The organism is Nonomuraea dietziae (assembly GCF_014195505.1).
Classification (GTDB): domain Bacteria; phylum Actinomycetota; class Actinomycetes; order Streptosporangiales; family Streptosporangiaceae; genus Nonomuraea; species Nonomuraea roseola.
The window spans coordinates 8,056,771-8,081,482 of the sequence record NZ_JACIBV010000001.1 but is presented as its reverse complement, the minus strand read 5'-3'; the positions used below and the strand labels follow the sequence as shown (position 1 = coordinate 8,081,482).

Below are 24,712 nucleotides of genomic sequence, written 5' to 3'. Positions count from 1 at the left end.
CAGGATGACTGACACCAGCCGGACGGGCCTGCTGGCCCAAGCGTTCGAGGCCCAGCGCGACCGGCTGAGCGCGGTCGCCTACCGCGTGCTCGGATCGCACGCCGACGCCGAGGACGTGGTCCAGGAGGCCTGGATGCGGCTCGCCCGCCAGGACGCGACGACCATCGAGAACCTGCCGGGCTGGCTGACCACGGTGGTCGGCCGGATCAGCCTGGATGTCCTGCGGTCCCGTCAGGTCCGCCCCGAGGCGTCCTACGGGGACGGGTTGTCCGAGCTCGTGATAACGGTCGACGACAGCGCTGAGCCCGAGGAAGTCGTGGCGCTCGCCGACTCGGTGGGGCTCGCGCTGCTCGTCGTCCTGGACGCGCTCGGGCCCAGCGAGCGGCTGACGTTCGTGCTGCACGACCTGTTCGGGGTGCCGTTCGCCGAGATCGGTCAGATCCTCGGCAAGTCCGCCGACGCCACCAAGATGATCGCCAGCCGCGCCCGAAGGAAGGTACGGGCGAACGAGCGGCCGGCGTTCGTCGGACCGGAACAACGACAGGTCATCACAGCCTTCCGCGCGGCCACGAGGGGCGGCGACTTCGAGGCGCTGCTGCGCGTGCTCGACCCGGACGTGAGGCTGACGGTCGACACTCCGAACGGGGTGGTCGTCACCCTCGGCGCCACCGCGGTCGCCGCCGGTGCGCGGATGGTCTCCGGCGCTGTCGCACGACATCGAGCGGTGCTCGTCAACGGCCTTCCCGGGTACGTCTCGTGGCGCGAGGACGGAACCCCGCTCTCGATCATCTCGTTCACGGTCGTCGACGGCCGGATCGCCGCCATCGCGATCGTGGCCGATCCCGCCAAGCTGGCATCGACGCACCTGCCAGACCCTGTGTGAGACACGCTCACCGCTTCCACCACGTCCGAGGCGAGATCTGGCGCCACCAGGTGATCTCGTTCGCCCTCCGCCACCGATCGAGGCCGAGCGGGAATCCCGGCCTCAGCTACGGCCGCCCAGAATGACCGGAACCCCGCCGGCTCCCACCCGAACCTCCCACTTCGCGGCTCTTCGCTCCGCCGCGCACCAGTCACGGCGAGGCAATCCGCCGGCAGCGCCCCACGAGAGGGTGCGCTTCATGCCCCGGAGGAGTACAGGAAAGCCGGCGTTCCAGGAACAGGGGCGTCCGTCGGCCGCTTGGCCCCCGATGCCGCCAGCGGTCAGTCGCCGTCGAAGCGCAGCTTGAGGCCAGGCGTCGCCAAGCAAGCCGTGCTGAGCCGCTGGAGTTCGCGCACCATCTGCTGTGCCCATTCCTCGTGGGCGACTTTGGCCAACTGGGGAAGCTCAACAAGAAGCGAACGGACCTGGGCTTCATCGAAGATGACGTATCCATGGGGGTCAATACGGTCGACGGTGGGGGTGCGCCCTGAGTTGTACACCCGGTCGAGGAGTTGCGGCAAAAGGTCGTCCGGGTCGTTCACCCGCTCAAGGACGGTGAACACCGGCCTCTTCTGGTGCTTGCCCTTGGCCAGGGTCCGAGCAGGAGGTTCATGGCGGAGCAGTTCGACTGTGATCCCCACGCGCCTGAGGCTACTCACGCATCGATCGCTGTATCAAATCCGACGGGGCTCGGCGGCCATGGCGTGCATCGCCGCCGAACCTCGTCGGCGCCTCCGTCAGCGCGCGGGGCAGGCCTCGCCGTACTTCACCGTGCGCAGGAGCACGGGGCCGCCCGTGAGCGGCTGACCGGCGGCGGGGGTCTGGGTGCAGACCCGCCAGGCCGTGTCCCAGAAGACGAGGCGGTTCTGCCCGGTGGCGTCGGTGATCCTGATGGTCGTACGGCCCGGCAGCGACTGCCGGGCGACCCGGACGCTCTTGCCCGAGAGCGCGGGCATGAAGCCCGGCCTGACCGGCGCCTCCACGCGCGCAGGGCAGTTCTCCCCCACCTTCACCACCGAGAGCTCGACCTGCGTCTGCCTCCGCGTGTCCGTTCGCACCGCTCCCGCGCCAGGCTGCTGACGGCAGACCTTCCAGTCACGCCGCAAGACCACGATGCGCCCCCGCCCGCTGACGTCGGTGGACTTGATGCGCTCGTAGCCCGCGTCCTTGAGCGCCTGCACCGCCATCACCAAGCCCTGGCCCGCGACGTCGGGCACCGGCGCCACGACGGTCGAGGCCAGTACGATCCCGGCGATCATCCACATGTGGACTCCTCCCACTGAAACCATGGGGGGAGTGAGGTGATCTTACTTGGTGGAGCGCAGGCCGGTGATGCGGCGCAGGACGTCCCACCAGAAGGGCGCGCCGAACAGCAGCGCCAGATAGGTGACCAGGAAGCCTGGCCAGTGGCTGAGGGTGATGAGGCGCTCCCACCAGACGCCGCCGTTCCACGACAGGGACGGGTCGCCCTCCTCGGGAATCACGACGCTGACGATCGCGTGGTCGAAGACCTTGACCAGCGCGGGCGAGCTCAGCGTCTCGGTCACGCAGCGGTACGGGTTGCCCGGCGTGGCGCACTCCTCGCGCAGCGGTTCGAGCCGCTCGCTGTCGCCTGCCGCGATCGCCGAGACGGCCGAGCGGTAGGCGTTGTCGCGCAGCAGCGTCTTGGCGTACTCGAGGCCGTCCATGCTGAACAGCAGCACGACAATGAAGCCGAGCACCGCCACGACCCACTTGACGTAGCGCCTGTAGAGCATGGACAGGCGCTGCATCTCGGAGTCGAACCAGCGCTCGACGCCCTGCCTGAAGCGGTTGAGATCGCGCTGCGAGCCCTCCCACAGGCCCTGCAGGTGACCGTGCAGCGGGCTGCCGACCGCCTGCAGCTTGGCCAGCAGCCCCTCGACGCCGTCCTTCTCCGCGGAGGCCATCTCCATCATCGCCACCGAGAACCGCTCGGGCGGGATGTCGGAGATGCTGGTCCTGCCCCGCCGGCCGTAGTCGATCTCGCGGACCCGCTGGTAGAACAGGCCGGTCAGGGCGCCTTCACGCTCGGGCACGGGGGCGACCTCGGAGGGAGCGGGCTGCTCGTTATGCGCGGGGCGCGGATCCTCGGAGAAGGGCAGCTTGGCGAAGACGTCGGAGACCCTGCTGGGCAGCCACGAATGGCCCGAGGGCGCCGCGCCGTCCATGGTGTCGCGAAGGTAGGCCCACAGGAACTTGCTGCGGATCGACAGCAGCCTGACGAAGCCCTCGTTGAGCCCGCTGACCAGCAGCGAAAGCAGCAGGAACGACGTCACCAGGCCGAGCGCCAGGTCCACGTAAACAGACAGCAAACCGATCACCCCGCGCTCTTGATACACCTCCGCGCGTGGCCCCGCAATCAATCCCCGTAGAAGACTCTCTCCACGACCTTGCGGGCGCGGCGGGTCACCCTGCGGTAGTCGTCGACGAAGTCCTCCGAGCCGTCGGGCGGATAGCCGAGCGTCCCTGCGATCAGCCGCCGCTCGTTGACGTCGGTGGGCACCATGTCGCCCGCCCTGCCCTTCACGAGCATGATCGCGTCGCGGATGCGGGAGGCGAAACGCCAGCTGTCGGCCAGCACCCGCGCCTCGTCCGCTTCGAGCAGTTCCTCGTGCACGGCCGCGCGCAGCGCCTCGAGGGTCCTGGTGGTGCGCAGCGAGCTCAACGAGCCCGCGTGCTGGAGCTGCAGCAGCTGGGCCACCCACTCGACGTCGGACAGCCCGCCCCTGCCGAGCTTGGTGTGCAGGGCGGGATCGGCGCCGCGCGGCAGCCGTTCGGCCTCCATGCGCGCCTTCAGCCTGCGGATCTCCCTCACCGACTCGAGGGGCAGCCCGCCCGGCGGGTAGCGCAGCTCGTCGATCATGGAGACGAACGCCTGGCCGAGTTCGGCGTCGCCGGCGCTGAAGCGGGCGCGCAGCAGTGCCTGCGACTCCCACGGCGACGACCACCTGCCGTAGTAGGCCCGGTAGGAGGCCAGCGTGCGCACCAGCGGCCCTTGCCTGCCCTCGGGCCGCAGGTCGGGGTCGATCAGCAGCGGCGGATCGGGCGCGGGCAGCGCCAGCAGCCGCCTGAGCTCGTTGGCCACGGCGAAGGCGCTCTCCATGCGGTCGCAGACGAACATCACGTCGGCGTCGCTGGCATAGGAGCATTCCATGCCGCCGAGCCTGCCCATCGCGATGACCGCGAACCTGCCAGGCGACTCGCCCCTGCTCTCCAGCCGCACCTTGGCGATCGCCGCGTCGAGCGCCGCCTGGATCGTCACGTCGTTCAGCTCCGACAGCGCCACCCCGACCTGCTCGATGTCGGTCAGGCCCGACAGGTCGGCGACGGCCGTACGGAACAGCTCCCTGCGCCGCAGCGCCCTGACGGAGGCGACGGCGGTCTCGGCGTCGTCGTGCCTGGAGACGGCGGCGGCCGCCTCGGCCCTCAGCGCCGCGAAGGGCCTGGCCTCCAGGTCGGCGTCGGAGCCGAGCATGGCGACGGCCTCGGGCGCGCGGGTGAGCAGGTCGGTGGCGTAGCGGCTGGTGCCGAGGACGCGCGCCATCCTGGCGGCGACGGCGGTCTCGTCGCGCAGCAGCCGTAGGTACCAGGGCGTCGTGCCGAGCTGGTCGCTGACCTGGCGGAAGCCCAGCAGGCCCGCGTCGGGATCGGGGGTGTCGGCGAACCAGCCGAGCATGACCGGCAGCAGCGTGCGCTGGATGGCCGCGCGCCTGGACACGCCCGTGGTGAGCGCGGCGATGTGGCGCAGCGCGCCCGAGGGGTCGCCGAAGCCCAGCGCCTTCAGCCGGGCGGTGGCCGCGGCGGTGGACAGGCGTGTCTCGGAGTCGGGCAGCCTCGCCACGGCCTGCAGCAGCGGCCGGTAGAAGAGCTTCTCGTGCAGCCGCCGCGCCTCCCTGGCGTGCTTCTTCCACTGCCTGACGAACTCCGCCTCGGGGTCGGGGCCGAGCCTCAGCCCCCTGCCGAGCCTGCGCAGGTCGCCGGGGGCCGAGGGCACGATGTGCGTACGGCGCAGCCTGTGCAACTGCAGCAGGTGCTCGACCTGGCGCAGGAAGGTGTAGGCCTCGGCCAGGCCCCTGGCGTCCTCCCTGCCGACGTAGCCGCCCCTGGACAGCGCGGCGAGGGCGGGAAGCGTGGCCCTGCGGCGCAGCAGCGGGTCGAGCCTTCCGTGCACGAGCTGGAGCAGCTGGACGGCGAACTCGATGTCGCGCAGCCCCCCTGGGCCGAGCTTGAGCTGCCGCTCGCCGTCCTCGCGCACGTGCGCCTCGACGCGGCGGCGCATCGCCTGGACGTCCTCCACGAAGTTGTCGCGGGAGGCGGCGTGCCAGACCAGCTCGTCGACGGCCGAGACGTAGGCCGCGCCCAGCTCGGCGTCGCCCGCGACCGGCCTGGCCTTGAGCAGCGCCTGGAACTCCCAGGTCTTGGCCCAGCGCCGGTAGTAGGCCAGGTGGCTGGTGAGGGTGCGGACCAGGGGGCCCGCCCTGCCCTCAGGGCGCAGCCCCGCGTCGACCTCCCAGAGCTCGGCGCAGGCGCGCATCATGCCCTGCGCCAGACGGGTGGCCACGCGCAGCGCCTTGGTCTCGTCCGCGCCCTCCGCGGGCTCGGCGACGAAGATCACGTCGACGTCGCTGATGTAGTTGAGCTCGCGCGCGCCGCACTTGCCCATGCCGATCACGGCCAGCCGTACCGTCGAGAGCTCTTCGGCCGTGAGCCCGCCCGGGCCGGTCTCGGCCCTCGCGACCGCGAGGCCGGCCTCCAGCGCGGCGCCCGCCAGGTCGGACAGCTCCGCGGTGACCTCGGTGAAGGAGGCGGCGCCGGTGATGTCGCGGGCGGCCAGGCGCAGCAGCCGTTCGCGGTAGGCGCTCTTGAGCTCGCGTCGTGGAGAGGCCACGCTCGCCCGTGGCTGGCCGTCGGCGGGCTCGGCCCCGACCGCGCGCAGGAGGGCGGCCCTCAGCTCGCCCTCACCGGGGCGCAGGACGGCCTGCTCGCCCGCCAGGGAGCGCCAGTGGCCCTCATGGGTGACCAGGTGTTCGCCGAGCGCGGCGCTCACCCCCAGGACGCCGAGCAACCGTGAGCGCAGCCCCTCGTCGGAGCGGAGCGCGTCGAGCAGGCCGGACTCCCGCTCGGCCACCCGGGTCAGCGACAGCAGGGCGAGGTCGGGATCGGCGACGGCGGCGAAGTCGTCGAGCAGCCATTCGGCGCCGGCCTCCTGGACCAGGCGCTCGGCACGGGCCGGATCGGCGAAGCCGAGCTTGGCCAGGCGGGCGGCGGTGGACTCGATCCTGGGCACGCCCCCATCCTCTCAGGTCGGCGTATAGTGAGGAATGCAACGCAACGTTGCGTTGTATTCAGAAGGGAGAGATCATGGCTGCCTGGGGTTTGCTGGCCGCGTGGACACTGCACGACGCCGAGGAGCTGGCCACGATGGCGAGCTGGGCGCGTGAGCACAGGGCGGAGCTCACCGAACGCTTTCCCTGGATCCCCGAGGGCGTTTGGGAGCTCGACCAGCGGCACGTGACCGTCGCCATCGGCCTCATGGGCGCGCTGGTGGCCTCCGCCGCCGCGAGCGGCCCGAAGAGCGCGCTCTACCGGGCGGCGGTGGCCTCCTTCGGCGTGCACGGGGTGATCCACCTGGCCCAGGCCGCGGCCATGCGCGGCTACACGCCGGGCGCCGTCACCGCGCCGCTCGTGGTGATCCCCTACTCGGTGTGGGCCTGGCGGAGGCTGGAGGACAGGCGGCTGCCCGCGTGGAGCTGGCTGCTGCTCCCCCTCGCGCTGGGCGGCGTCCACGCCGCCGCCCACGTGCTCACGAAGCCGCGTGACCGCCACTTCTGACCGCCTGGTCCGCGACCTGCCTGCCGAACGCCTCGGCCATCGGCCTCCACGCCTCGACCAGGTCCTCCTCGGCCCGCTTCACCTCGACGACGAGCCCCTCGTCCGCGCCCCAGCCGGCGAAGATCTCCGGCGTGGCCTCGGGGTGGAACTGCACGGCCCACGCCCGCTCGCCGAGGCGGTAGGCCTGGTTGGGGTACTGCTCGCCGGCGGCCAGCCGTACGGCGCCCTCGGGCAGGGCGGTCATGGCGTCCTGGTGGTACTGCACGGCCAGCGCCCTGCCGAGCGCGCCGAACAGCGGGTCGGCCGCCGCCTCGGGCAGCGCCACGACCTCGCGGGCGCCGACCTCGAGCCCTTCGCCGCCGCGCTCCACCGCGCCACCGCAGGCCAGGGTCATGAGCTGGGCGCCCAGGCAGATCCCGAGCGTGGGCGTGCCGTTCGTGACGCTGGTCCGCAGCAGGTCACGGGTGGCGGGCAGCCAGGGGCAGCCCTCGTCGTCCCATGCCGAGGCCTCGCCGCCCAGGACGATCAGCCCGTCGGGCGCGTGCGCGGGCACGCTCTCGCCCAGGTACGGCCTGACGACCTCGCAGGGCACGCCGAGCCAGTCCTCGAAGAAGCCCAGACCGGCTCCGGCCTCGTGCTCGATCACGGTGATGCGCATACGCGCCATTATCCGGCCTCGAGGGCGATGTCCCGGATCTGCCGCCGACTAGGGTGTGCCCATGAAGCTCGACGACGTCGACGGCCTGCGCATCGCCACCTTCGGATCCGGCCCGAGGCGGATCGTCGCGGTGCACGGCATCACCGCCTCGCTCATGGCGTGGAACGCGGTGGCGCGACGGCTGCCGCAGGGGTGGTCGCTGGTGGCGATGGATCTCAGGGGGCGCGGCCACAGTCGCGACCTGCCTGGCCCCTACGGCCTGGCCACACACGCCGAGGACGTGCTGCGCGTGGCCGAGCACGTCGGGGCGGGCTCCGACTCGGTGCTGGCAGGCCATTCGATGGGCGCGTACGTCGCCGTGCTCGCCGGCGCGCGGCGGCGCTTCGGGAAGGTGGTGCTGGTGGACGGCGGGCTGCCGCTCCCCCCACTGGCGCCGGGCGCCGACGTGGACGCGGAGATCGAGGCGACACTCGGCCCCGCGATCGCCAGGCTGAGCCAGACCTTCGCCACGGCCGACGACTACGTCGCCTTCTTCCAGGCGCATCCCGCCTTCGCGGGGAACTGGACCCCCGAGGCGGAGGAGTACGTCAGGTACGACCTGTTCGGGGCCCCGGGAGCGCTGCGCTCACGGGCCGTGGGCGAGGCCGTCCGCGAGGACGGCAGGTGGATGCGGCTCAACGGCGAGCCGATCGGCGCCGCGCTCGCCGCCGTCGAGGCGCCCATCGAACTGCTGAGGGCCCCTCGCGGGCTGCTCGACCAGAGCGTCGGCATGCTGCCCGACGAACTGGCCAAGGCGTGGACCTCCAGGGTCGCGCTGCTTCGCGACGAGGTGGTGCCCGACTGCAACCACTACACGATCATGTTCGACGACCGGTGCGCGTCGCTGGTGGCGGGCCGTCTCACGAGCTAGAGACGGCCCGCGCCGCCTAACGCGGAGCGATCCAGGTCGCCTTGGCCGCGGCCACCATCGTCCCGTCGACCTCGTAGATGGCGCTCTCGCCGAAAAGCTTGCGGCCCTCGCGCCCGGTGGCCTTGGCCACGACGGAGTACGTGCCGCCGGGGTAGACGCGGCGGTTGACCTGGAGGGTCAGGCGGCCGAGGAGAGCGGACTCACCGGGCTGGAAGTGCGCCCATCCGGTGACGCAGTCGAGCACCGCGCCGACGACGGAGGCGGGCACGACGCCGTCGGCGTCGGCCACCGTGAACGGCACGCGCCAGCCCGCGGCGACGACGTCGGCGCCCTCGACGGGGCCGGGGAAGACGCGCAGGCCGTCACCCGGCTCGCGCAGTCCGCACGCGAAGCACTCGGGGAAGGCGTGGCCCCGCCAGCCGGGGAAGCCGGCCTCGGCGCGGGCGGCCTCGTTGAACGGCACGAAGCCGGGGCCGCTCAGGTGCTCGGCGACGGGGATGGCCTCGACCAGCAGCGTGCCCTCGTGGGAGAGGGTCGCGGAGTTGGCGACATGCTCGAGCGTGAGTTCGGTCTCCAGCGGGGTGGGAGCATGGAGGGTGACCTCGACGGCCGATTCGAGACCGTTCAGCGCGTCGGCCACGGTGCCGGAGATCCAGCCGCCGTTGGCCATCCCCTCGGGTCCGCGGAAGCGCCGGGGAACGGTCAGCACGGTCTGCAGGGCAGCCGTCGTCATGCCACACCCTCCTATATGTCCGGAAATATCGTTTCAAGCGGGCCGATTTTAGCTGAGCGCCGCTTTGTCAAGCGAACCAGGGGCGGTCATGACCGGCCAACATCCTCGCGCCCGCAGGGCTTCCCGCGCGCGACAGTGATCCTTGTCACTCTTCCTCGCGTCGCATGTCAGGTTGACCGCACATCACCTGATGTTCGGACATGTCCTCTAGGATGCTGACTTCCTGACACGGATGTGATGTGGGGGTCAGAAGTGACTGTGCTGAGCCGTCGGAACCTGCTGAAGGCGGGCGCCGCCGCCGTACCCGCGCTGACGCTGGGTCTGCAGCCGGGCAGGGCCGAGGCCGACCTGCTGCCCAGCGGGACCGTGCCGGCGCAGCTGGCCGCCTTCGACAAGACCCTGCAGAAGTACATGACCGAGCGGAACATCACCTGCGGCCAGCTGGCGGTGGCCAGGAAGGGCAAGCTGCTGGCCGCCCGCGGCTACGGGACCTACCGGCCGAACTCCACCAACCCGATGGTCCGCCTCGCCCGCGTGCAGCCGACCTCGCTGTTCCGCATCGCCAGCCTGAGCAAGAGCATCACCTCCGCGGCGATCCTGCGCCTGGCCCAGGACGGCAAGGTCAGCCTCGCCTCCCCCGTCACGACACTCCTCGGCCTGTCGGCCGCCGCCGACCCCCGCCTCGAGAAGGTCACGCTCTGGCGGCTGATGCAGCACACGGGCGGCTGGGACAGGAACGTCAGCAAGGACCCGCTCTGGCTCGACGCGACGATCTCCGCCTCCCTCGACACCCCGCTGCCGATCAGCCACGCCGACATCGTCAGGTACGTCACCGCCAAGCCGCTCGACTTCGACCCCGGCAGCAAGATGGCCTACAGCAACTACGGGTACATGCTGCTGGGCCGGATCATCGAGAAGGTCTCAGGGCAGAGCTACGAGTCGTACGTCCAGTCCAAGCTGCTGGCGCCGCTGGGAATCTCGAGGATGAGCCTCGGCGAGAGCCTGCGCTCGGAGATGTCGCCGAGCGAGGTCGGCTACAGCTCCGCGTACACCAACAAGAGCGTGGTGGACGACTCGGGCAAGGTCGTGCCGTACCCGTACGGCGGGTTCAACATGCCCAACCAGGACGCCAACGGCGGCTGGATCGCCTCCGCCGTGGACATGGTCAAGTGGGGCAGCGTCTTCGACGCGGCGGGGCCCGTGCTCAACGCCACCTCCCTCTCCCGCGCCTTCGCCAAGCCGGAGATCGGCGTCAGCGGCGACGGCTGGTGGTACGGCTGCGGCTGGTACGTGCGCACGTGGGGCAGCGGGCTCAACACCTGGCACACGGGCTCGATGCCCGGCACCTTCACGCTGCTGGTGAGGAACGCCGCGGGGGTGAGCTGGTGCGTGCAGTTCAACCGGCGCGAGGAGTCGGGCTCCCCCGACTTCGACGTGATCGACCGGTTGATGTGGCAGGCCCACGACACGGTGACGTCCTGGCCGACCACCGACCTCTACCCCAAGTACCTCTGACCCCCGCCGGCCGCCGGGCTCACCGCTCGGCGACCGGTTTCACACCCAGCCCGCCGCCGTACGGCATGCCGTCCGCACCACGTGGTCCTTCCGAAAGGGTCATCGCCATGACAGACATCGATGATCTGCTCCGACAGGTCCAGGCGAAGGCGGCTGCGACCGAGGACCGGCTGCCTCCCCCGGCGACAGCGGAGGAGGTGGCACGAGCGGAGAGCCTGCTGGGGTTCGGGCTCCCTTCCGTGCTCGTACGGCTCTACCGGGAAGTGGCCAACGGGGGCTTCGGCCCCGACTACCAGCTCTTGCCCCTCATGGGAGCGGGGCGTACCGCCGTGACCGTCTACCACGAGGAACGCCGGTTGACGGAGTCGGGTGGTGAGCCCCACTGGCCGGCGGAGGTCCTGCCGATCCTGGACTGGGGCTGCGGCATGTACGCCGCTGTGGACTGCAGGAGCACCGAGGACACCGTGCTGGTCTTCGAACCCAACGGGATCGAGGGCGACTGGCACCGCGCCTGGTACGTCGACTCCGGGACCCTGACCGGCTGGCTGGAGCGCTGGCTTGCGGGAACAGGCTGGTACGAGGAAGACGCCGACGAGGCCGACGAGATGCGACCGTGGAAGATGGCTCGGCAGCGGCTGTCCGAGAGTGAGTGACCGGGCCAGGTCCGTCAGCGTTCGGCGCATGTCTGGATCTCGGGACAGCGGTGAACCGCGACTCGGTAAGTCACGGCGACCGCTGACAGAGCCCCGGTCAGTACAGGTGATCGACAGATCCGACGATGGCGGGAACCGCGTGGTGGGCAGGCGACAGGTGGACGGAGGTAGCCCGTTCCGCCAGGGCGAGCGCCCTCGTGATCCGGATCTGGAAGTAGTCAGGAGCCTCCTCCTCAGGCATGCCCAGTTCCCGCATGTGAGCAAGGAGCCGGTCGGGGTCGCCGCCCTGCCGCCAGTGGGGAAGGTAGAGCTCGAACCGGGTGGCCACCACGCCGTTGACCGTGTAGACGAAGTCCTCCTCGCCGAAGGCGGCGAACACCGTCGCCGCTTCGGTGCCCCGGGAGAGCGCTTCCGGCAGTTCGGCGTACCCGTAGTCGACCAGAACGGTCCCTCCGGAGGCCGCCCAGGCTCCGATGCCCCAATCGCCGGAGACATCCCCTGGAGTCGCCCCGAGCCGACGCAGAGCCTCCTCGGCGGACAGGCCCCGCACGAACGTGGCGCTGAATCCGTCACTCTCCTCCGCACACGCCTCGACGAACCACGCGTAGTCCTCCACAGGCGCACCCGGCTCCGTGGCGAGGTGGTGGATCGAGCCCACCCGGTCGTGTGTCATCACCAACTCCTCCCCACCGAAATCGACGTGCGTCCGTAGCCGAGCATCTGCCCTCCGAAAACCTGATCATGATGGCGATGGCGGCCGCCGGCCAACCCTCGGAGGAGGCCGGCCAAGCCGTTCAGATGATGCGCCCGGTCGCGTACGAGCCCGCGGCGCGGAAGACCGTGTGCAGCCCGCTGTCGAAGTACGGGGAGATTCCCGTGTCGTAGCGGCCGTCGCCGTCGGTGTCGGTGACGCCGGTCGTGATGCCGTTGAGGTAGCCGAGGCGGTGGTCGTCGCTGTAGCTCCTCAGCCAGGAGGAGCCGAGGGAGCCTTCGCCGGTGAACGAGGAGTCGACACCGATGAGCTGGTCGGCGAGAGGCGAGGCGAGCCGCATGGCGAAGGTCTGCCCGGTGGACCGTTCGAGGGTCTCACCGGTGTAGGGCCGGGTTCCGTCGGGGTGGGGGCCGGCGGGGTAGCCGAAGACGTCGACGGCTGGGGTGTTCGTCTGGTTGAAGGCGAGGCCCTGCCCGCCGACGATGTCGACCAGTCTTCCGTTGGTGGTCAGCGCTCCCGACGAGGACGGGACGACGCCTGCGTAGACGTTCACGAAGGCGAAGTCGCGGTCGTGGTCCCTGTACTGGGTGAAGTCGTAATGGACGAACGCCTGCTTCCCGACGTACAGGCCGGACGGGATTGTGCCCTCGAAGTAGCCGGGAACGAAGGCCCACTTGTCAACCGTGGCAGGGGCGCCCTCCATGTCGTACACGCAGTGCGCGGCCGTGGCGACGAGGTTGCGGAAGTTCGACTGGACGGCGATGCCCGAACACCAGTGAGGCTGACCGTCGGCGCCGACGAAGAACACCTTGCCCGAGGTCTGGGGCAGTTCGCCCTCCGCCTCCGGAGGCACCGGCGAGACCAGGCCGGGCTTGCCGGGCGGGACGACGTCGGTGGATGTGCGTTCCCCGTGGACCTCCGTCTGCGGGGCGTAGGGCGTGGCGCTCCTGAGGTTGGCGCCCCCGTCGGCCAGCCAGAACGTCGCCACCTGGAGAGCGTTCGCCGTGCTGAAGGTCAGCGGGGCCGACACCACGTCCGCGGCCTGAGCGGGCGCGGCGACGGCGGTGGCGCCCACCAGCCCTAAGCCGATCGCCAGCGTGAGCAGCCTGCGTCTCATCATCGATCTTCCCCGTCCGCCAATATGGAAAGCCGGCCTGATCGACCAGCAAGCAAGATCGTAATCCTTACGGGATGCCACGGGAAGGGTTGATTCGAACTGATGTTCAGAAGATGCGGCTATAACTTTGGACGGCACGCGTGAGGGCCGAGGTGCTGCGCCATCGAAGGAGCACGGATGCCACAAGCTCCGCCACGCCGCCGCGTCGGCCTGGCTCGCCGCTGATGTCGACATCGTGACCGTGGCCGAATACCTCGGGCACAGCGACCCGGTGTTCAACGCTGCAGACCCGCACACACCTCATGCCCAGTTCGACCGAGCGCGCAAAGCGGGTCCATGGACATCTCCTGGTGTGCCCTGAACATGATCAGGATCGAAAAACGCCCTGCTGTCGAGCGACCCTCAAGCATGGGGGACCGCACGACGGCAGGGCGTAATGCCTGGTCAGAGGACCGGCAGGTAGCGGCCGAGTTCGAACTCGGTGACGTGGCGGCGGTACTCGCGCCACTCCGTGCGCTTGTTGCGCAGGAAGTAGTCGAAGACGTGCTCGCCCAGTGTCTCGGCGACCAGTTCGCTGCGCTCCATCACGGCGATGGCCTCGTCGAGGGAGCCGGGCAGCGGCTGGATGCCGAGGGCTCGCCGTTCGGCGCTGGTCAGGGCCCAGACGTTGTCCTCGGCGGGGGCGGGCAGTTCGTAGCCCTCCTCGATGCCCTTGAGCCCCGCGGCCAGCACCAGTGCGAAGGCCAGGTAGGGGTTGCAGGCCGAGTCGAGCGAGCGGAACTCGATGCGGGTGGAGCCGCCCTTGTGCGGCTTGTACATCGGCACGCGCACCAGGGCCGAGCGGTTGTTGTGGCCCCAGCAGATGTAGGAGGGCGCCTCGCCGCCCTGTCCCGCGATGGCCTCGGCCCCGCCCCACAGCCGCTTGTAGGAGTTGACCCACTGGTTGGTGACGGCGGTGATCTCGGCGGCGTGCCTGAGCAGCCCCGCGATGAACGAGCGGCCGATCTTGGACAGCTGGTAGTCGGCGCCCGCCTCGTAGAAGGCGTTGCGATCGCCCTCGAACAGCGACATGTGGGTGTGCATGCCGGAGCCAGGGTGCTCGGTGAACGGCTTGGGCATGAAGGAGGCCCAGATGCCCTGCTCCAGCGCGACCTCCTTCATGACCAGGCGGAAGGTCATGATGTTGTCGGCGGTGGTGAGGGCGTCGGCGTAGCGCAGGTCGATCTCCTGCTGGCCCGGCGCGCCCTCGTGGTGGCTGAACTCCACCGAGATGCCCATCGACTCGAGCATCATGATCGCCTGGCGGCGGAAGTCGTGGCCCGCGCTGTGCGGGGTGTGGTCGAAGTAGCCGCCGGAGTCGATCGGCTCGGGCCTCTCCCCGCCCACCTCGGGCCGGTTCTTCAGCAGGAAGAACTCGATCTCGGGGTGGGTGTAGAAGGTGAAGCCCATGTCGGCGCACTTGGCCAGGGCCCGCTTGAGCACCCAGCGCGGGTCGGCGTGGGAGGGCGAGCCGTCCGGCATCAGGATGTCGCAGAAGATGCGGGCCGCGCCGGGCACCTCGCTGCGCCAGGGCAGGATCTGGAAGGTGGCGGGGTCGGGCTTGGCGAGCATGTCGCTCTCGTAGACGCGCGCGAAGCCCTCGATCGCCGAGCCGTCGAAGCCGATGCCCTCGGCGAAGGCGCCTTCGAGCTCGGCGGGCGCGATGGCGACGGACTTGAGGAAGCCGAGCACGTCAGTGAACCACAGCCGGATGAACCGGATGTCGCGCTCCTCGAGTGTGCGGAGAACGAACTCCTGCTGACGGTCCAAGGCATCCCCTTGACTGAAAAGACATGTCTGGTCCCCTACAGTCTGCCCGTCGCGTGTTTCGCGCACGTTACGGGGACACATCACGGCGTGGCCGGTGAGGTCTTCTCCCCTCTCGCGCCCAAGTGAAGAGCGCGTGCCTCGCTGACAACGCCCTTCGCGCCTCTTAGGGTGATCAAGCACCGCTGTCTCGGGGGAGGCACCACATGAGCGCTGAGCTGCGCAAACGCAAGCTCGACAAGGCTTTCAGTCACATCGACGTCAACGGCGCGGGGGCGATCGAGCGCGACGACCTGCTGGGGCTCGGCGCGCGCCTGCTGGTGGGGTTCGGGGAGTCGCCCACCTCGGTCAGGGGCGACCGGCTCGTGCAGAGCTTCGACCGCCTCTGGACGGCGTTGTCGGCCCAGCTCGACAAGGACGGCGACGACTCCATCTCCAGCAAGGAGTTCCACGCGGGGATGACCGCTGCCTTCATCGAGGGCGACGGGTTCGACTCCGTCTTCAGGCCCGCAGCGCGCGCCGTCGCGGAGCTGTGCGACGGCGACGGGGACGGCAGGGTGCGGGCGGGTGAGTTCCGCATGCTGCTGAGCGCCTTCGGCACCGCCTACGACGACGTGGACGACGCCTTCGACCGGCTCGACCACGACCGTGACGGCACGCTGGCCGTGGACGAGCTCGTCGAGGCGGCCAGGCAGTTCTACGCCGGGGACGACCCGCAGGCCGCGGGCAACTGGCTGTTCGGCCCGATCTAGGGGGATCGGCCGTGCTCACCATGACCTCAGCGAGCGTGCTCACACCGCTCATCGAACGCGTCCCCGCTCTGGCGGCGCCGTGCAGGATGCACCGCTCGGTCTACGCGATCGAGGCCTCGGTCATCGACTGGACCAGGAGGACGGGCCTGCGGGTCGACCGCAGGTCGAGCTGTCACCGCCTGGCCGCCCGCGCCTTCGCCGAGTTCGACGCGGGCTCCGCCGCGCTGTTCGCGCAGTGGCTGACCTGGCTGTTCCACCTGGACGACCAGATGGACGAGGAGCGCCAGCCGTACCCGAGGCTGTTCGACGGCAACGGCGAACAGCCGCTCGAGGCGGCCTTCGCCGACCTGTGGAGGATCACCAGCGTGTCGATGAGCGACGACTGGCGGCTGCGCTTCGCGACCAACCTCCAGCGGCAGGCGGACGCGTGCCGTACGGAGGCCGACAACAGGGCGTCTTCGCGGGTGCCCACGATCGAGGAGTACCCGGGGCTGCGCAGGGGGACGGCGGGGCCCTACCTGTACGACCTGGTCGAGCCCTGCCTCGGCGTGGAGGTGCCGCCGGAGCTCCACGAGGGCGAGCCGTGGCAGGCGCTCGTGGAGTCCTGCGCCGACGTCTCGGCCTGGTGCAACGATGTGGCCTCGCTGGCCAAGGAGCGCGGTGACGCGCACAACTTCGTGGTGATCGCGGCGCGCGAGCTCGGTCTGAGCGAGCCCGAGGCCCTGGACTGGGTGCTCGACAGGATCGCGGGGCGGTGCGCCGACATGCGGGCGGCGGCGCGGCGGCTGCCCCTGGACACGCTTCCGGTGAAGGTCGCCAGGGACGTGAGCAAGGTGGCCTGCGCCTACCTGACCGCTCCGCGCGCCCACATCGACTGGATCACCGAGACGGAGAGATACACGTAACGTCACCGGTCGATTCCCCTATGTATTCAGCATGGGGGGACGACATGCGAAGCGGACGACCTGGCGGCGCAGGGGCATGGCGGGCACGACGGTGCTCGCCGCCCTGGCCGTCACTGTGTGGGTGGTGAGCTTCCTGCGGCACGGCGGCTGCGCGGCCGCCGAGGCGGATCCGGCCGTGACCGGCAGGGCGATGTACTACCAGGGCGCGGACGGCCACTGCTCGATCTCCGGCGGCGAGCTGTACGCCTCGGTGTCGTCGGGAGAGTACGCGGGCTCCAGGCTGTGCGGCGGCTACCTCGACGTCACGGGCCCCCGCGGCACGGTGCGCGTGCAGGTGGTCGACAGCTGCCCGTCCTGCCGCTCGGGCGAGGTGGACCTCAGCAGGGCGGCCTTCGCCAGGATCGCCGATCCGGGCGCGGGTGTGACCGAGGTCGTCTACCGCACGGTCCGCAACCCGGAGCTGACCAGGGGCCTGGCCTTCCGGGTGCACAAGGGCTCGACGGCGGGCTGGCTGGCGCTGCAGGTGATCGACCACGGCAACCCGCTGAGCGAGGTGGAGCTCCTTCGCGACGACGAGTGGCACGCCCTCGACCGCGGCTCCGACGGCTACTGGGTGGCCCCGCGCGGGGCCGGTGACGGCCCCTTCCAGCTGCGGGTGAGCGACGTTCACGGCCAGCGCGCGACCGTCAAGGGCGTGGGTCTGGCCCCTGGCCGGGTCCAGCGGACCGCCGTCAGGCTCTACGAAGGGGCGAAGGCCGCCGAACCGGTCACGGCGTCGCCGCCTGCGCCGAGGCCCTTGCCGCTGTCGGCCGAAGGGGTCAGGCGGCGGTGCTAGCCAGCGCGTCGCCCGTGGGCGTGCGCCGGTAGACCACCTCCTTGCCCAGGCGCCTGCCGACCGCCAGGCCGCCCGCGGACAGCACGCCCAGGTGCTGGCTGACCGCGCCGGCGCTGAGCGACATCCGCCGGGCGAGCGACGAGGTGGTGGTCGGCTCGGCGAGCGCGGTGAGGATCTGGGCCCTGCTGCGCCCGATGAGCGCGGCCAGGGCGTCGGGCGCGGGCGGCGGGCCCTGCTCCCACAGCGTGCCGACCCCCTGCACCGGGTAGACGACCATCGACTGGTAGGGCGCCGACATGACCGCCACGCTCGGCCAGTAGAACGCCGAGGGCACCAGGACCAGGCCGTCGCCGTACAGGTGGGCGGAGCCCGCGCACCACGGCCTGTCGATGATCAGCTGCTCGCCGTTCCACACGATGGCCTGGTCGAGCCCCGCGAACAGCTGCCGCGCCCCTCCGGTCGCCAGCTCGCGGGAGCGGCGCAGCACGTCGCGCTCCAGCAGGCCGTACACGCGGGGCCAGTACTCCGCGAAGCACGACTCCCAGTAGGCCTCGAGCGCGTCGGCCACCCTGACCACGCCCGCCGCCGGGTCGGCACGGAAGCGCTCGGTGCCCGCCAGGAGCGCCGCCTCCTCGGCCGCGCGCTCGGGAGGCGTCCGGCGTACTCTGTCGAGCTCGGCGGCGAAGTCGGGCAGCGGGGTGTCGGGCGGAGGGGTGAGGAAGTCGGCGAGGTAGCCGCTCGGCGGCACCAGGGCCAGCAGCTCGACCAGGTCGAGAGCGGGTAGCCTGGGGCGCACCGCCCTGATCCACGGCAGGTGCACGACCTGGCGAGCCGGGTCGCGCAGGGTGCGCAGGCTCGCGACGAGCTCCCACATCGGCGAGAAGGCGAACCTGATGCGGGCGACGTCCTCGGGTCTGAGGGTCCACTCGATGGCCATACCTTTTAGTGTGCACTAAATCGTTCGCGGGTCGGACAGAAACCCACCAAGGTCTCACCTGTGACTACCGCACTCGCTGAGAAGCCCTCTTTCCTGCAGTCGAAGATCGGCGGCCTGCCGCGCCCCTTCTGGGCGCTGTGGAGCGGCACGCTGGTGAACAGGCTCGGCACGATGGTGATGCCGTTCACCGGGGTGTACCTGACCCAGTCGCGTGGCCTGTCGCTGACGGCCGCGGGCCTGGTGATGGCGGTGTTCGGCGCGGGCTCGCTGGTCTCCCAGCTGATCGCGGGGACGCTGGCCGACCGCATCGGGCGCAGGGCGACGCTGGCGGGCGGCATGCTGGCCACCGCGGTGGCGATGCTGGCGCTGGGCTACAGCACGACGCTGCCGGCGATCCTGGCCTCGATGTTCGTGCTCGGCCTGGTGATCGACGCCTACCGGCCCGCCTCCAGCGCCCTGGTGGCCGACCTGATCGCCCCGGCCGAGCGGCCCAGGGCGTACGGCCTGCTGTTCTGGGCGATCAACCTGGGCTACGCGGTCGGCATGACGGCGGGCGGCTGGCTCGCGCAGTCGGGTTTCATGTGGCTGTTCTGGTTCGACGCGATCAGCAGCGTGGTCTTCGCCGTCCTGGTGTGGAGGGCGGTGCCCGAGACCAGGCCCGCGTCCTCGGAGACCACCACGGGCGGTGGGATGCGCCAGGTCCTGCGCGACAGGCTGATGCTCGCTTTCACCGTCATCGTGCTCGGCGACGCGCTGGTCTACAGCCAGACCTTCACCACGCTGCCGGTGGCGATGAAGCTGGCGGGCCTGAGCACCGCCCAGTTCGGCGTGGCGATGGCGGCCAACGGCGTGCTGATCGTGGTGCTGCAGCCGCTGGTGTCCGACTGGCTGGGCCGCAGGGATCCCAGCAGGACCTTCGCGCTCGGCATCGGCATCATGGGGGTCGGCTTCGCGCTGACCGCCTTCGTCACCTCGACGATCACCCTGGTGGCCACCATCGTGGTCTGGACGATCGGCGAGATCGTCACCGCGGGCATCGCGGGCGCGATCGTCGCCTCGCTGGCCCCTCCACACCTGCGCGGCAGGTACGCGGGGCTGTTCGGGTTCGCGTGGGCGGTGGCGGGCATGGCGGCCCCGCTGATGACGCCGCTGCTGGAGATCAGCAGTCTCGCGCTGTGGCTCACGGTCGGGGTCATCGGCCTGGTGACGGCGGGGGCAGGGGTGGCGCTGGGCCCGGCGATCAGGCGCAGGGCGGCGCTGAACGAGGGCTGATCGGCCGTCGGCGGCACGCCGGCGCCCCGCGCTCCCACTTTGAAGGGAGCTTTGGGGCATGTCGCCATATGCCACACCCGCATGTCGCTCTACGCTTACGCCTGCCATGGTGACCTTCAGCGCATTGGGACCGTTCCAGGTCTGTCTCGACGCCATCCCCCTCGATCTCGGCGGCCAGCGCCAGATGGCCGTACTGGCCAGGCTGCTGGTGGCCAGGGGCAGGGCGGTGCCCGTAACCACGCTCATCGACGAGCTCTGGCCAGGTGACCCACCCGCGCAGGCACTGTCGACCATCCAGGGATACGTCTCCCGCCTGCGGCGCGCCCTCGAGCCTGACAGGGCGCCGCGCTCGGAGGCGGCGGTCCTGGTGTCGGCTCCGCCGGGCTACGCGCTGCGCGCCGCGACCGACCAGGTGGACTGCTGGCGATTCGAGCGTCTGGCCAGAGCCGACGGGACGGCCGCTGAGATCTGGGACGCCACGGAGGCCGCGCTCGGGCTGTGGCGGGGTCCCGCGCTGGCCGAGTTCGCCGAGCTGGGGTGGGCCTCGACCGAGGCGGGCCGGCTGGAGGAGCTGCGCCTGGTGGCCCTCGAACGGCGGGCGGAGGCGGGGCTGCGGCTCGGGCAGGCGGCCTCGCTCGTGCCCGACCTGGAGGCGCACGCCGCGGCCCACCCGCTGCGCGAGGAGGGCTGGCGGCTGTTGGCCACCTCCCTCTACAGGAGCGGACGGCAGGGCGACGCTCTGGGCGCGCTGCGCAGGGCCAGGACGATCTGGCGTGAGGAGCTGGGGCTCGACCCCTCGAGCGTCCTGCAGCGGCTGGAAGCCGACATGCTCAGCCAGGCCCCCCACCTCGACCTCCCGGCCGGCGAGGACGCCGTGACCGTGTCCCGTCCGCAGGTCGCGCGGCGGGGTTCGGCGGAGCGGACGCTGCGCGTCGTGGTGGCCGACGACCAGGCGCTGGTCAGGACGGGGCTTCGGGTCGTCATCGACACCGAGGAGGGGCTCGAGCTGGCCGGCGAGGCCTCTGACGGCGAGCAGGCCATCGTCGTCGTCCGCGACACCAGGCCGGATCTGGTCCTGCTCGACATCCAGATGCCGAGGCTCGACGGCCTGACCGCGGCCCGCAGGATCCTGGCCGACCAGGACCCTCCCAAGGTCATCATGATGACCACCTTCGGCACCGACGAGAACCTCTACGCCGCGCTGCGGGCGGGGGTCAGCGGGTTCGTGCTCAAGACCTCGGCCCCCGAGCAGCTCGTGGCCGCGATGCGCGCGGCGGCGGCCGGGGACGCGCTGATCGACCCCGCGCTCACGACGCGCATCATCTCCGCCTTCGCCGGCAGGCCCGACCCCTCCGCTCCCCCGGCTCTCGCCGGGCTGGCCGACACCAGGCTCGACGTGCTCAGGCTGATCGCGCGCGGGCTGACCAACCGGCAGATCGCCCGGACGCTCGCCGTCCCCGACGACGAGGTGGCCGAGGCCGTCGCGGGGCTGCTCGACCACCTGGGCCTGTTCGACAGGGCGCAGCTGGTGGTGGCCGCCTACGAGACGGGTCTGGTGACTCCCGGAGACAACGGGTGACTTATCGTCGCTTTGAGGATAAAAAGGGCAGAGTATTAGGGTGGGTGGCGTGGCACTTCTGCGCATTGCCCTGGCTCAGACCAATCCGGTCGTCGGCGACCTGACCGCCAACGCCGACTCGCTTGTGAGGTGGACACGCGACGCCGCCGACCGCGGCGCGCACCTCGCCCTCTTCACGGAGATGTTCCTGACCGGCTATCCGGTCGAGGACCTCGTCCTGCGCACGTCCTTCGTGGACGCCAGCATCAGGGCGCTCGAGCAGGTCGCGGCGCGGCTGGCCGACGAGGGCCTCGGTGAGCTGCCCGTCGTGGTGGGCTACGTCGACAGGGCGGGGCTCGCGCCGCGCGTCGGCCAGCCCAAGGGCGCGCCGCTCGACGCCGCCGCCCTGCTCCACAGGGGCAGGATCGTCACCAGGACGGCCAAGCACCACCTGCCCAACTACGGCGTCTTCGACGAGTACCGCTACTTCGTCCGCGGCGACCGGCTGCCGATCTTCCGCCTGCACGGCGTCGACGTGGCGATCGCGGTCTGCGAGGACCTGTGGCAGGAGGGCGGTCCCGTCGCCGTCGTGGGCGAGGCGGGAGCGGGCCTGCTCGTGGTGCCCAACGCCTCGCCGTACGAGAGGGAGAAGGACGACGTCCGCCTGGAGCTGGTGGCGCGCAGGGCGCGCGAGGCGGGCTGCGCGCTCGTCTACGCCAACCAGGTCGGCGGACAGGACGAGCTGGTCTTCGACGGCGACTCGCTGGTCGTCGACGGTTCGGGGACGCTCGTGGCCAGGGCGGGGCAGTTCCGCGAGGAGCTGCTCGTCGTGGACCTCGACCTGCCCGTCTCCGACGCCGAGCCCGGCCTGTTCCCCTTCGACGCGGGCGACGGCACGACGATCACGGTGGAGCGGGTGGTGCTGTCGGCCGAGCCCGTCGCGCCGTACGAGCCGGTGACGCCCGAGGTGGAGCCCAGGCTGGACGACACCGGCGAGGTCTACCACGCCCTGGTGCTGGCCGTGCGCGACTACGTGGCCAAGAACGGGTTCGGCTCGGTGATCCTCGGCCTGTCGGGCGGCATCGACTCCGCGCTCACGGCCGCCATCGCCTCCGACGCCATCGGGCCCGAGCGCGTGCACGTCGTCATGATGCCCTCGCGCTACTCCTCCGAGCACTCGCTCGGCGACGCCGAGGAGCTGGTGCGCAGGCAGGGCGTCAACGCGAGGATCGTGCCGATCTCCGACATCGTCGACGGCTTCGAGAAGGAGATCGCCCTGTCGGGCCTGGCCGCGGAGAATCTCCAGGCCAGGGTGCGCGGGATGATCCTCATGGGCCTGTCGAACGAGCACGGCCACCTGGTGCTGACCACGGGCAACAAGAGCGAGCTGGCCACCGGCTACTCCACGCTGTACGGCGACTCGGCCGGCGGGTTCGCGCCGATCAAGGACGTGCCGAAGACGATGGTGTGGGCGCTGGCCAGGTGGCGCAACGAGCACACCGACCCCTCGTTCCTGATGAGCGCCGAGCGGCCGATCCCGGACAACTCCATCACCAAGGAGCCCAGCGCCGAGCTGCGGCCCGACCAGCGCGACACCGACTCGCTGCCGCCGTACGAGGTGCTCGACCGGCTGCTGGACGACTACGTCGAGAAGGACATGGGCTCGGCGGAGCTGATCGCGGCGGGCCACGACCCGGCGCTGGTGGCGCGGATCATCCGGCTGGTCGACCTGGCGGAGTACAAGCGGCGGCAGTACCCGCCAGGCCCCAAGATCACCCCGAAGAACTTCGGCAGGGACCGCAGGCTACCGATCACCAACAGGTGGAGGGAGACGCCCTCCTAGGTAGGAGCGCAGCAGCAGTTTGGTCTCCTCCACCAGTTCGGGCTCGTCGTGATGCGCCCTGAGCAGCGCGTCGGCGGCCTCCACCGCCACCAGCATCGCCCTGGCGCCCTCGCGCAGCCCGAGCAGTTCGGCCAGCGCGCCCGCCACCTCCGCGTTGTCGCCGAAGTCGAGGACGGCGAAGCCCGGCACCGTGGCCTTCATGTCGAGGTACTCGTCCACGACGGTGTCGATGACGGGGTCCCACCCCGAGGCCCCTGCCAGCTTCGGCTCGAGCCTGGCCAGGAACTGCTCCAGGTTGCGCCTGGTCAGCGCCGCCGCCAGCGAGCGTTTGTCGCTGAAGAAGCGGTAGATCGAGCCGATCGGCATGCCGGTGCGGGTGGCCACGGTGCGCGTGCTCAGCGCGTCGTAGCCGCCTTCGTCCAGCAGCGCGGCCGCCGCGTCGAGCATCCGGTCGACCCTCTCGGCGCTGCGCCGCTGAAGCGGGGTGCGTCTCATGCGGCAAACAGTCTCATGCGGCGAACAGGAGGGTCAGGCCGCCGAGGGTGTAGCAGACCATGAGCACGAACAGCGGGATCTGACCCGCGACGGCCTTGGCCGGTTCGAGCAGCCGCACCGACCTGTCGTGCGCGGCCACCACGCCGATCACGTGCCCTGCCACGATGGCCAACACCTGGACGGTGGCGATGACGCCCGCGCTCACGACGTCCTGGTTCACCTGCGCGTCCAGGCCCAGCGCGAGGATCACCGCCCGCTGCCCCTCGATGACGAACAGTGAGAAGTAGTGGGCGACCAGGTAGCCGATCGCGATCGGCACCAGCGAGTGGGCGAACCTGGGCGTCAGCCCGCGCGCCCCGCCGATCAGGCCCGCCGCCCAGAGGCAGGCGGTGTAGAGGGCGGCCACTCCCCCGATCGCCACCAGCAGGCCGAGCGTGCCGAGGCCCGTCCGGCCCAGCGGGCTGGTCTGCAGCGCGTTCACCCAGAAGGGGGCTCCGGCGAAACCGTCGTAGCCCGTGCTGCCGAGCAGCACGCACACGGTCGCCACCAGCCCGGGGGCCTGGGCGATGGCGTCGAGCCCGTTGAAGGGGCTGCGCAGCACGAGCGTGCCGTCGGCCCTGCGGCCGAGGGGCGACAGGTGGCCGACGAGCGTGGAGTAGACCTCGAAGGGGTCGCCTCGTTCGAGCCAGGCGTGGCCGTAGACGACGGTCCCGGCCACCTGCGCGGCGCCGTACGCCAGCAGGAAGATCAGCAGCGTCGCGGAGGCGGCGGGTTCGGGCGAGACCAGCTCCATCCAGGTGAAGGCGAGCAGACCCGCCGCGGCGGGCCAGTACCCGAGGCGGCCGGGCAGCGGACGGCGTGGCCTGTCGGGCAGCAGCCTGAACGGGCCTGCCAGCCGCCAGACGGGTCCGAACAGCAGTGAGGCGGGCACCAGCCCCACCCAGAAGATCACGTAGACCAGGTACGGCGCGGCGTTGTCCTCGGCGGGACCGAGGAGCAGCCAGCCGAGCGTGTAGAGCGCGAGGACCGCGGTGACCACGCGGATCGCCCTGGCGGGCGGACGCCATGACAGCACCCGCCCCGCCCTGTCACCGCTGAAGCGGGAGTCGGCCCACAGCAGGCCCAGCGCGAGGAACGACACGACCAGCGCCGCGAAGGCCCCCGCGTAGGCGTAGAAGAGCGGGATCGGCAGGTCGCTGCGGCTGCCGATCCCGTGCGCCAGCACTCCTGTCATCT

The 24,712-nt window shown here is 70.9% G+C and carries 23 protein-coding genes; 11 read left to right on the top strand and 12 right to left on the bottom strand.

The window, feature by feature from the left end:
* Positions 1-4: 4 nt before the first annotated feature.
* Positions 5-883, top strand: coding sequence for a sigma-70 family RNA polymerase sigma factor (locus tag FHR33_RS38455; protein ID WP_183658642.1), 879 nt, complete (start codon positions 5-7; stop codon positions 881-883).
* A gap of 320 nt (positions 884-1,203) precedes the next feature.
* Here the strand turns inward: FHR33_RS38455 and FHR33_RS38450 are convergent, their stop codons facing one another.
* The 4 genes from FHR33_RS38450 to FHR33_RS38435 form a co-directional block, all read right to left on the bottom strand.
* Positions 1,204-1,563: a hypothetical protein gene (locus FHR33_RS38450; protein ID WP_183658640.1), complete on the bottom strand. Its 360-nt coding sequence runs from the start codon at positions 1,561-1,563 to the stop codon at positions 1,204-1,206.
* 96 nt (positions 1,564-1,659) lie between these two features.
* Complete coding sequence (locus FHR33_RS38445; RefSeq protein ID WP_183658638.1) at positions 1,660-2,181, bottom strand: hypothetical protein; 522 nt, start codon at positions 2,179-2,181, stop codon at positions 1,660-1,662.
* Between the two features lie 48 nt (positions 2,182-2,229).
* Positions 2,230-3,264: a hypothetical protein gene (locus FHR33_RS38440; protein WP_312895912.1), complete on the bottom strand. Its 1,035-nt coding sequence runs from the start codon at positions 3,262-3,264 to the stop codon at positions 2,230-2,232.
* 38 nt (positions 3,265-3,302) lie between these two features.
* Positions 3,303-6,230, bottom strand: coding sequence for a bifunctional [glutamine synthetase] adenylyltransferase/[glutamine synthetase]-adenylyl-L-tyrosine phosphorylase (locus FHR33_RS38435; protein WP_183658634.1), 2,928 nt, complete (start codon positions 6,228-6,230; stop codon positions 3,303-3,305).
* 74 nt (positions 6,231-6,304) lie between these two features.
* Here FHR33_RS38435 and FHR33_RS38430 point away from each other — a divergent pair, with 74 nt between their 5' ends.
* Entirely contained in the window at positions 6,305-6,775 is a 471-nt protein-coding gene (locus FHR33_RS38430) for an HXXEE domain-containing protein (RefSeq protein WP_183658632.1), read from the top strand.
* Here the strand turns inward: FHR33_RS38430 and FHR33_RS38425 are convergent.
* The gene (locus tag FHR33_RS38425; RefSeq protein WP_183658630.1) at positions 6,747-7,433 is read right to left on the bottom strand and encodes a type 1 glutamine amidotransferase; all 687 of its coding nucleotides are present in this window, start codon (positions 7,431-7,433) and stop codon (positions 6,747-6,749) included. The genes FHR33_RS38430 and FHR33_RS38425 overlap by 29 nt on opposite strands.
* Before the next feature lie 61 nt (positions 7,434-7,494).
* Here FHR33_RS38425 and FHR33_RS38420 point away from each other — a divergent pair, with 61 nt between their 5' ends.
* Positions 7,495-8,343 carry an alpha/beta hydrolase gene (locus tag FHR33_RS38420; RefSeq protein WP_183658628.1) on the top strand — a complete coding sequence of 283 codons (849 nt, stop codon included), beginning with the start codon at positions 7,495-7,497 and terminating at the stop codon, positions 8,341-8,343.
* Between the two features lie 16 nt (positions 8,344-8,359).
* On the opposite strand, the gene FHR33_RS38415 is transcribed toward FHR33_RS38420, so the two are convergent.
* On the bottom strand, positions 8,360-9,076 hold the full coding sequence (locus FHR33_RS38415) for a hotdog fold domain-containing protein (protein WP_183658626.1): 717 nt from the start codon (positions 9,074-9,076) through the stop codon (positions 8,360-8,362).
* Between the two features lie 258 nt (positions 9,077-9,334).
* Here FHR33_RS38415 and FHR33_RS38410 point away from each other — a divergent pair, with 258 nt between their 5' ends.
* Positions 9,335-10,591: a serine hydrolase domain-containing protein gene (locus FHR33_RS38410; protein WP_312895911.1), complete on the top strand. Its 1,257-nt coding sequence runs from the start codon at positions 9,335-9,337 to the stop codon at positions 10,589-10,591.
* 107 nt (positions 10,592-10,698) lie between these two features.
* Positions 10,699-11,244 carry an SMI1/KNR4 family protein gene (locus FHR33_RS38405; protein WP_183658622.1) on the top strand — a complete coding sequence of 182 codons (546 nt, stop codon included), beginning with the start codon at positions 10,699-10,701 and terminating at the stop codon, positions 11,242-11,244.
* 97 nt (positions 11,245-11,341) lie between these two features.
* On the opposite strand, the gene FHR33_RS38400 is transcribed toward FHR33_RS38405, so the two are convergent.
* The 3 genes from FHR33_RS38400 to glnA2 all read right to left on the bottom strand — a co-directional run bounded on the left by FHR33_RS38400 (position 11,342) and on the right by glnA2 (position 14,882).
* Positions 11,342-11,917: a DUF6461 domain-containing protein gene (locus FHR33_RS38400; RefSeq protein WP_183658620.1), complete on the bottom strand. Its 576-nt coding sequence runs from the start codon at positions 11,915-11,917 to the stop codon at positions 11,342-11,344.
* A 121-nt stretch (positions 11,918-12,038) separates the two neighbouring features.
* Complete coding sequence (locus FHR33_RS38395; RefSeq protein WP_246452313.1) at positions 12,039-13,076, bottom strand: trypsin-like serine peptidase; 1,038 nt, start codon at positions 13,074-13,076, stop codon at positions 12,039-12,041.
* A gap of 441 nt (positions 13,077-13,517) precedes the next feature.
* Positions 13,518-14,882, bottom strand: coding sequence for a gamma-glutamylpolyamine synthetase GlnA2 (gene glnA2 / locus FHR33_RS38390; RefSeq protein WP_183658618.1), 1,365 nt, complete (start codon positions 14,880-14,882; stop codon positions 13,518-13,520).
* Positions 14,883-15,085: 203 nt separating this feature from the next.
* Between glnA2 and FHR33_RS38385 the strand changes: the two genes are divergently transcribed.
* The 3 genes from FHR33_RS38385 to FHR33_RS38375 are packed head-to-tail and all read left to right on the top strand — an operon-like array spanning position 15,086 to position 17,371.
* Positions 15,086-15,631 (top strand): EF-hand domain-containing protein, encoded by a 546-nt coding sequence (locus tag FHR33_RS38385; RefSeq protein WP_183658616.1) that lies wholly within the window; start codon positions 15,086-15,088, stop codon positions 15,629-15,631.
* Between the two features lie 20 nt (positions 15,632-15,651).
* Positions 15,652-16,536, top strand: a complete 885-nt coding sequence (locus FHR33_RS38380; protein ID WP_221242381.1) for a terpene synthase family protein — start codon at positions 15,652-15,654, stop codon at positions 16,534-16,536.
* A 31-nt stretch (positions 16,537-16,567) separates the two neighbouring features.
* On the top strand, positions 16,568-17,371 hold the full coding sequence (locus FHR33_RS38375) for an expansin EXLX1 family cellulose-binding protein (protein WP_183658612.1): 804 nt from the start codon (positions 16,568-16,570) through the stop codon (positions 17,369-17,371).
* On the opposite strand, the gene FHR33_RS38370 is transcribed toward FHR33_RS38375, so the two are convergent.
* Positions 17,355-18,308, bottom strand: coding sequence for a DUF5937 family protein (locus FHR33_RS38370; RefSeq protein ID WP_183658610.1), 954 nt, complete (start codon positions 18,306-18,308; stop codon positions 17,355-17,357). The genes FHR33_RS38375 and FHR33_RS38370 overlap by 17 nt on opposite strands.
* A gap of 60 nt (positions 18,309-18,368) precedes the next feature.
* Between FHR33_RS38370 and FHR33_RS38365 the strand changes: the two genes are divergently transcribed.
* The 3 genes from FHR33_RS38365 (at position 18,369) to FHR33_RS38355 (ending at position 22,981) form a co-directional block, all read left to right on the top strand.
* Positions 18,369-19,580, top strand: coding sequence for an MDR family MFS transporter (locus FHR33_RS38365; RefSeq protein ID WP_183658608.1), 1,212 nt, complete (start codon positions 18,369-18,371; stop codon positions 19,578-19,580).
* 106 nt (positions 19,581-19,686) lie between these two features.
* The gene (locus tag FHR33_RS38360; RefSeq protein WP_183658607.1) at positions 19,687-21,159 is read left to right on the top strand and encodes a BTAD domain-containing putative transcriptional regulator; all 1,473 of its coding nucleotides are present in this window, start codon (positions 19,687-19,689) and stop codon (positions 21,157-21,159) included.
* 49 nt (positions 21,160-21,208) lie between these two features.
* On the top strand, positions 21,209-22,981 hold the full coding sequence (locus tag FHR33_RS38355) for an NAD+ synthase (RefSeq protein WP_183658605.1): 1,773 nt from the start codon (positions 21,209-21,211) through the stop codon (positions 22,979-22,981).
* On the opposite strand, the gene FHR33_RS38350 is transcribed toward FHR33_RS38355, so the two are convergent.
* Positions 22,943-23,476, bottom strand: a complete 534-nt coding sequence (locus FHR33_RS38350; protein WP_183658603.1) for a TetR/AcrR family transcriptional regulator — start codon at positions 23,474-23,476, stop codon at positions 22,943-22,945. The genes FHR33_RS38355 and FHR33_RS38350 overlap by 39 nt on opposite strands.
* A 13-nt stretch (positions 23,477-23,489) precedes the next feature.
* Positions 23,490-24,710 carry a hypothetical protein gene (locus FHR33_RS38345; protein ID WP_183658601.1) on the bottom strand — a complete coding sequence of 407 codons (1,221 nt, stop codon included), beginning with the start codon at positions 24,708-24,710 and terminating at the stop codon, positions 23,490-23,492.
* Between the last annotated feature and the right edge of the window lie 2 nt (positions 24,711-24,712).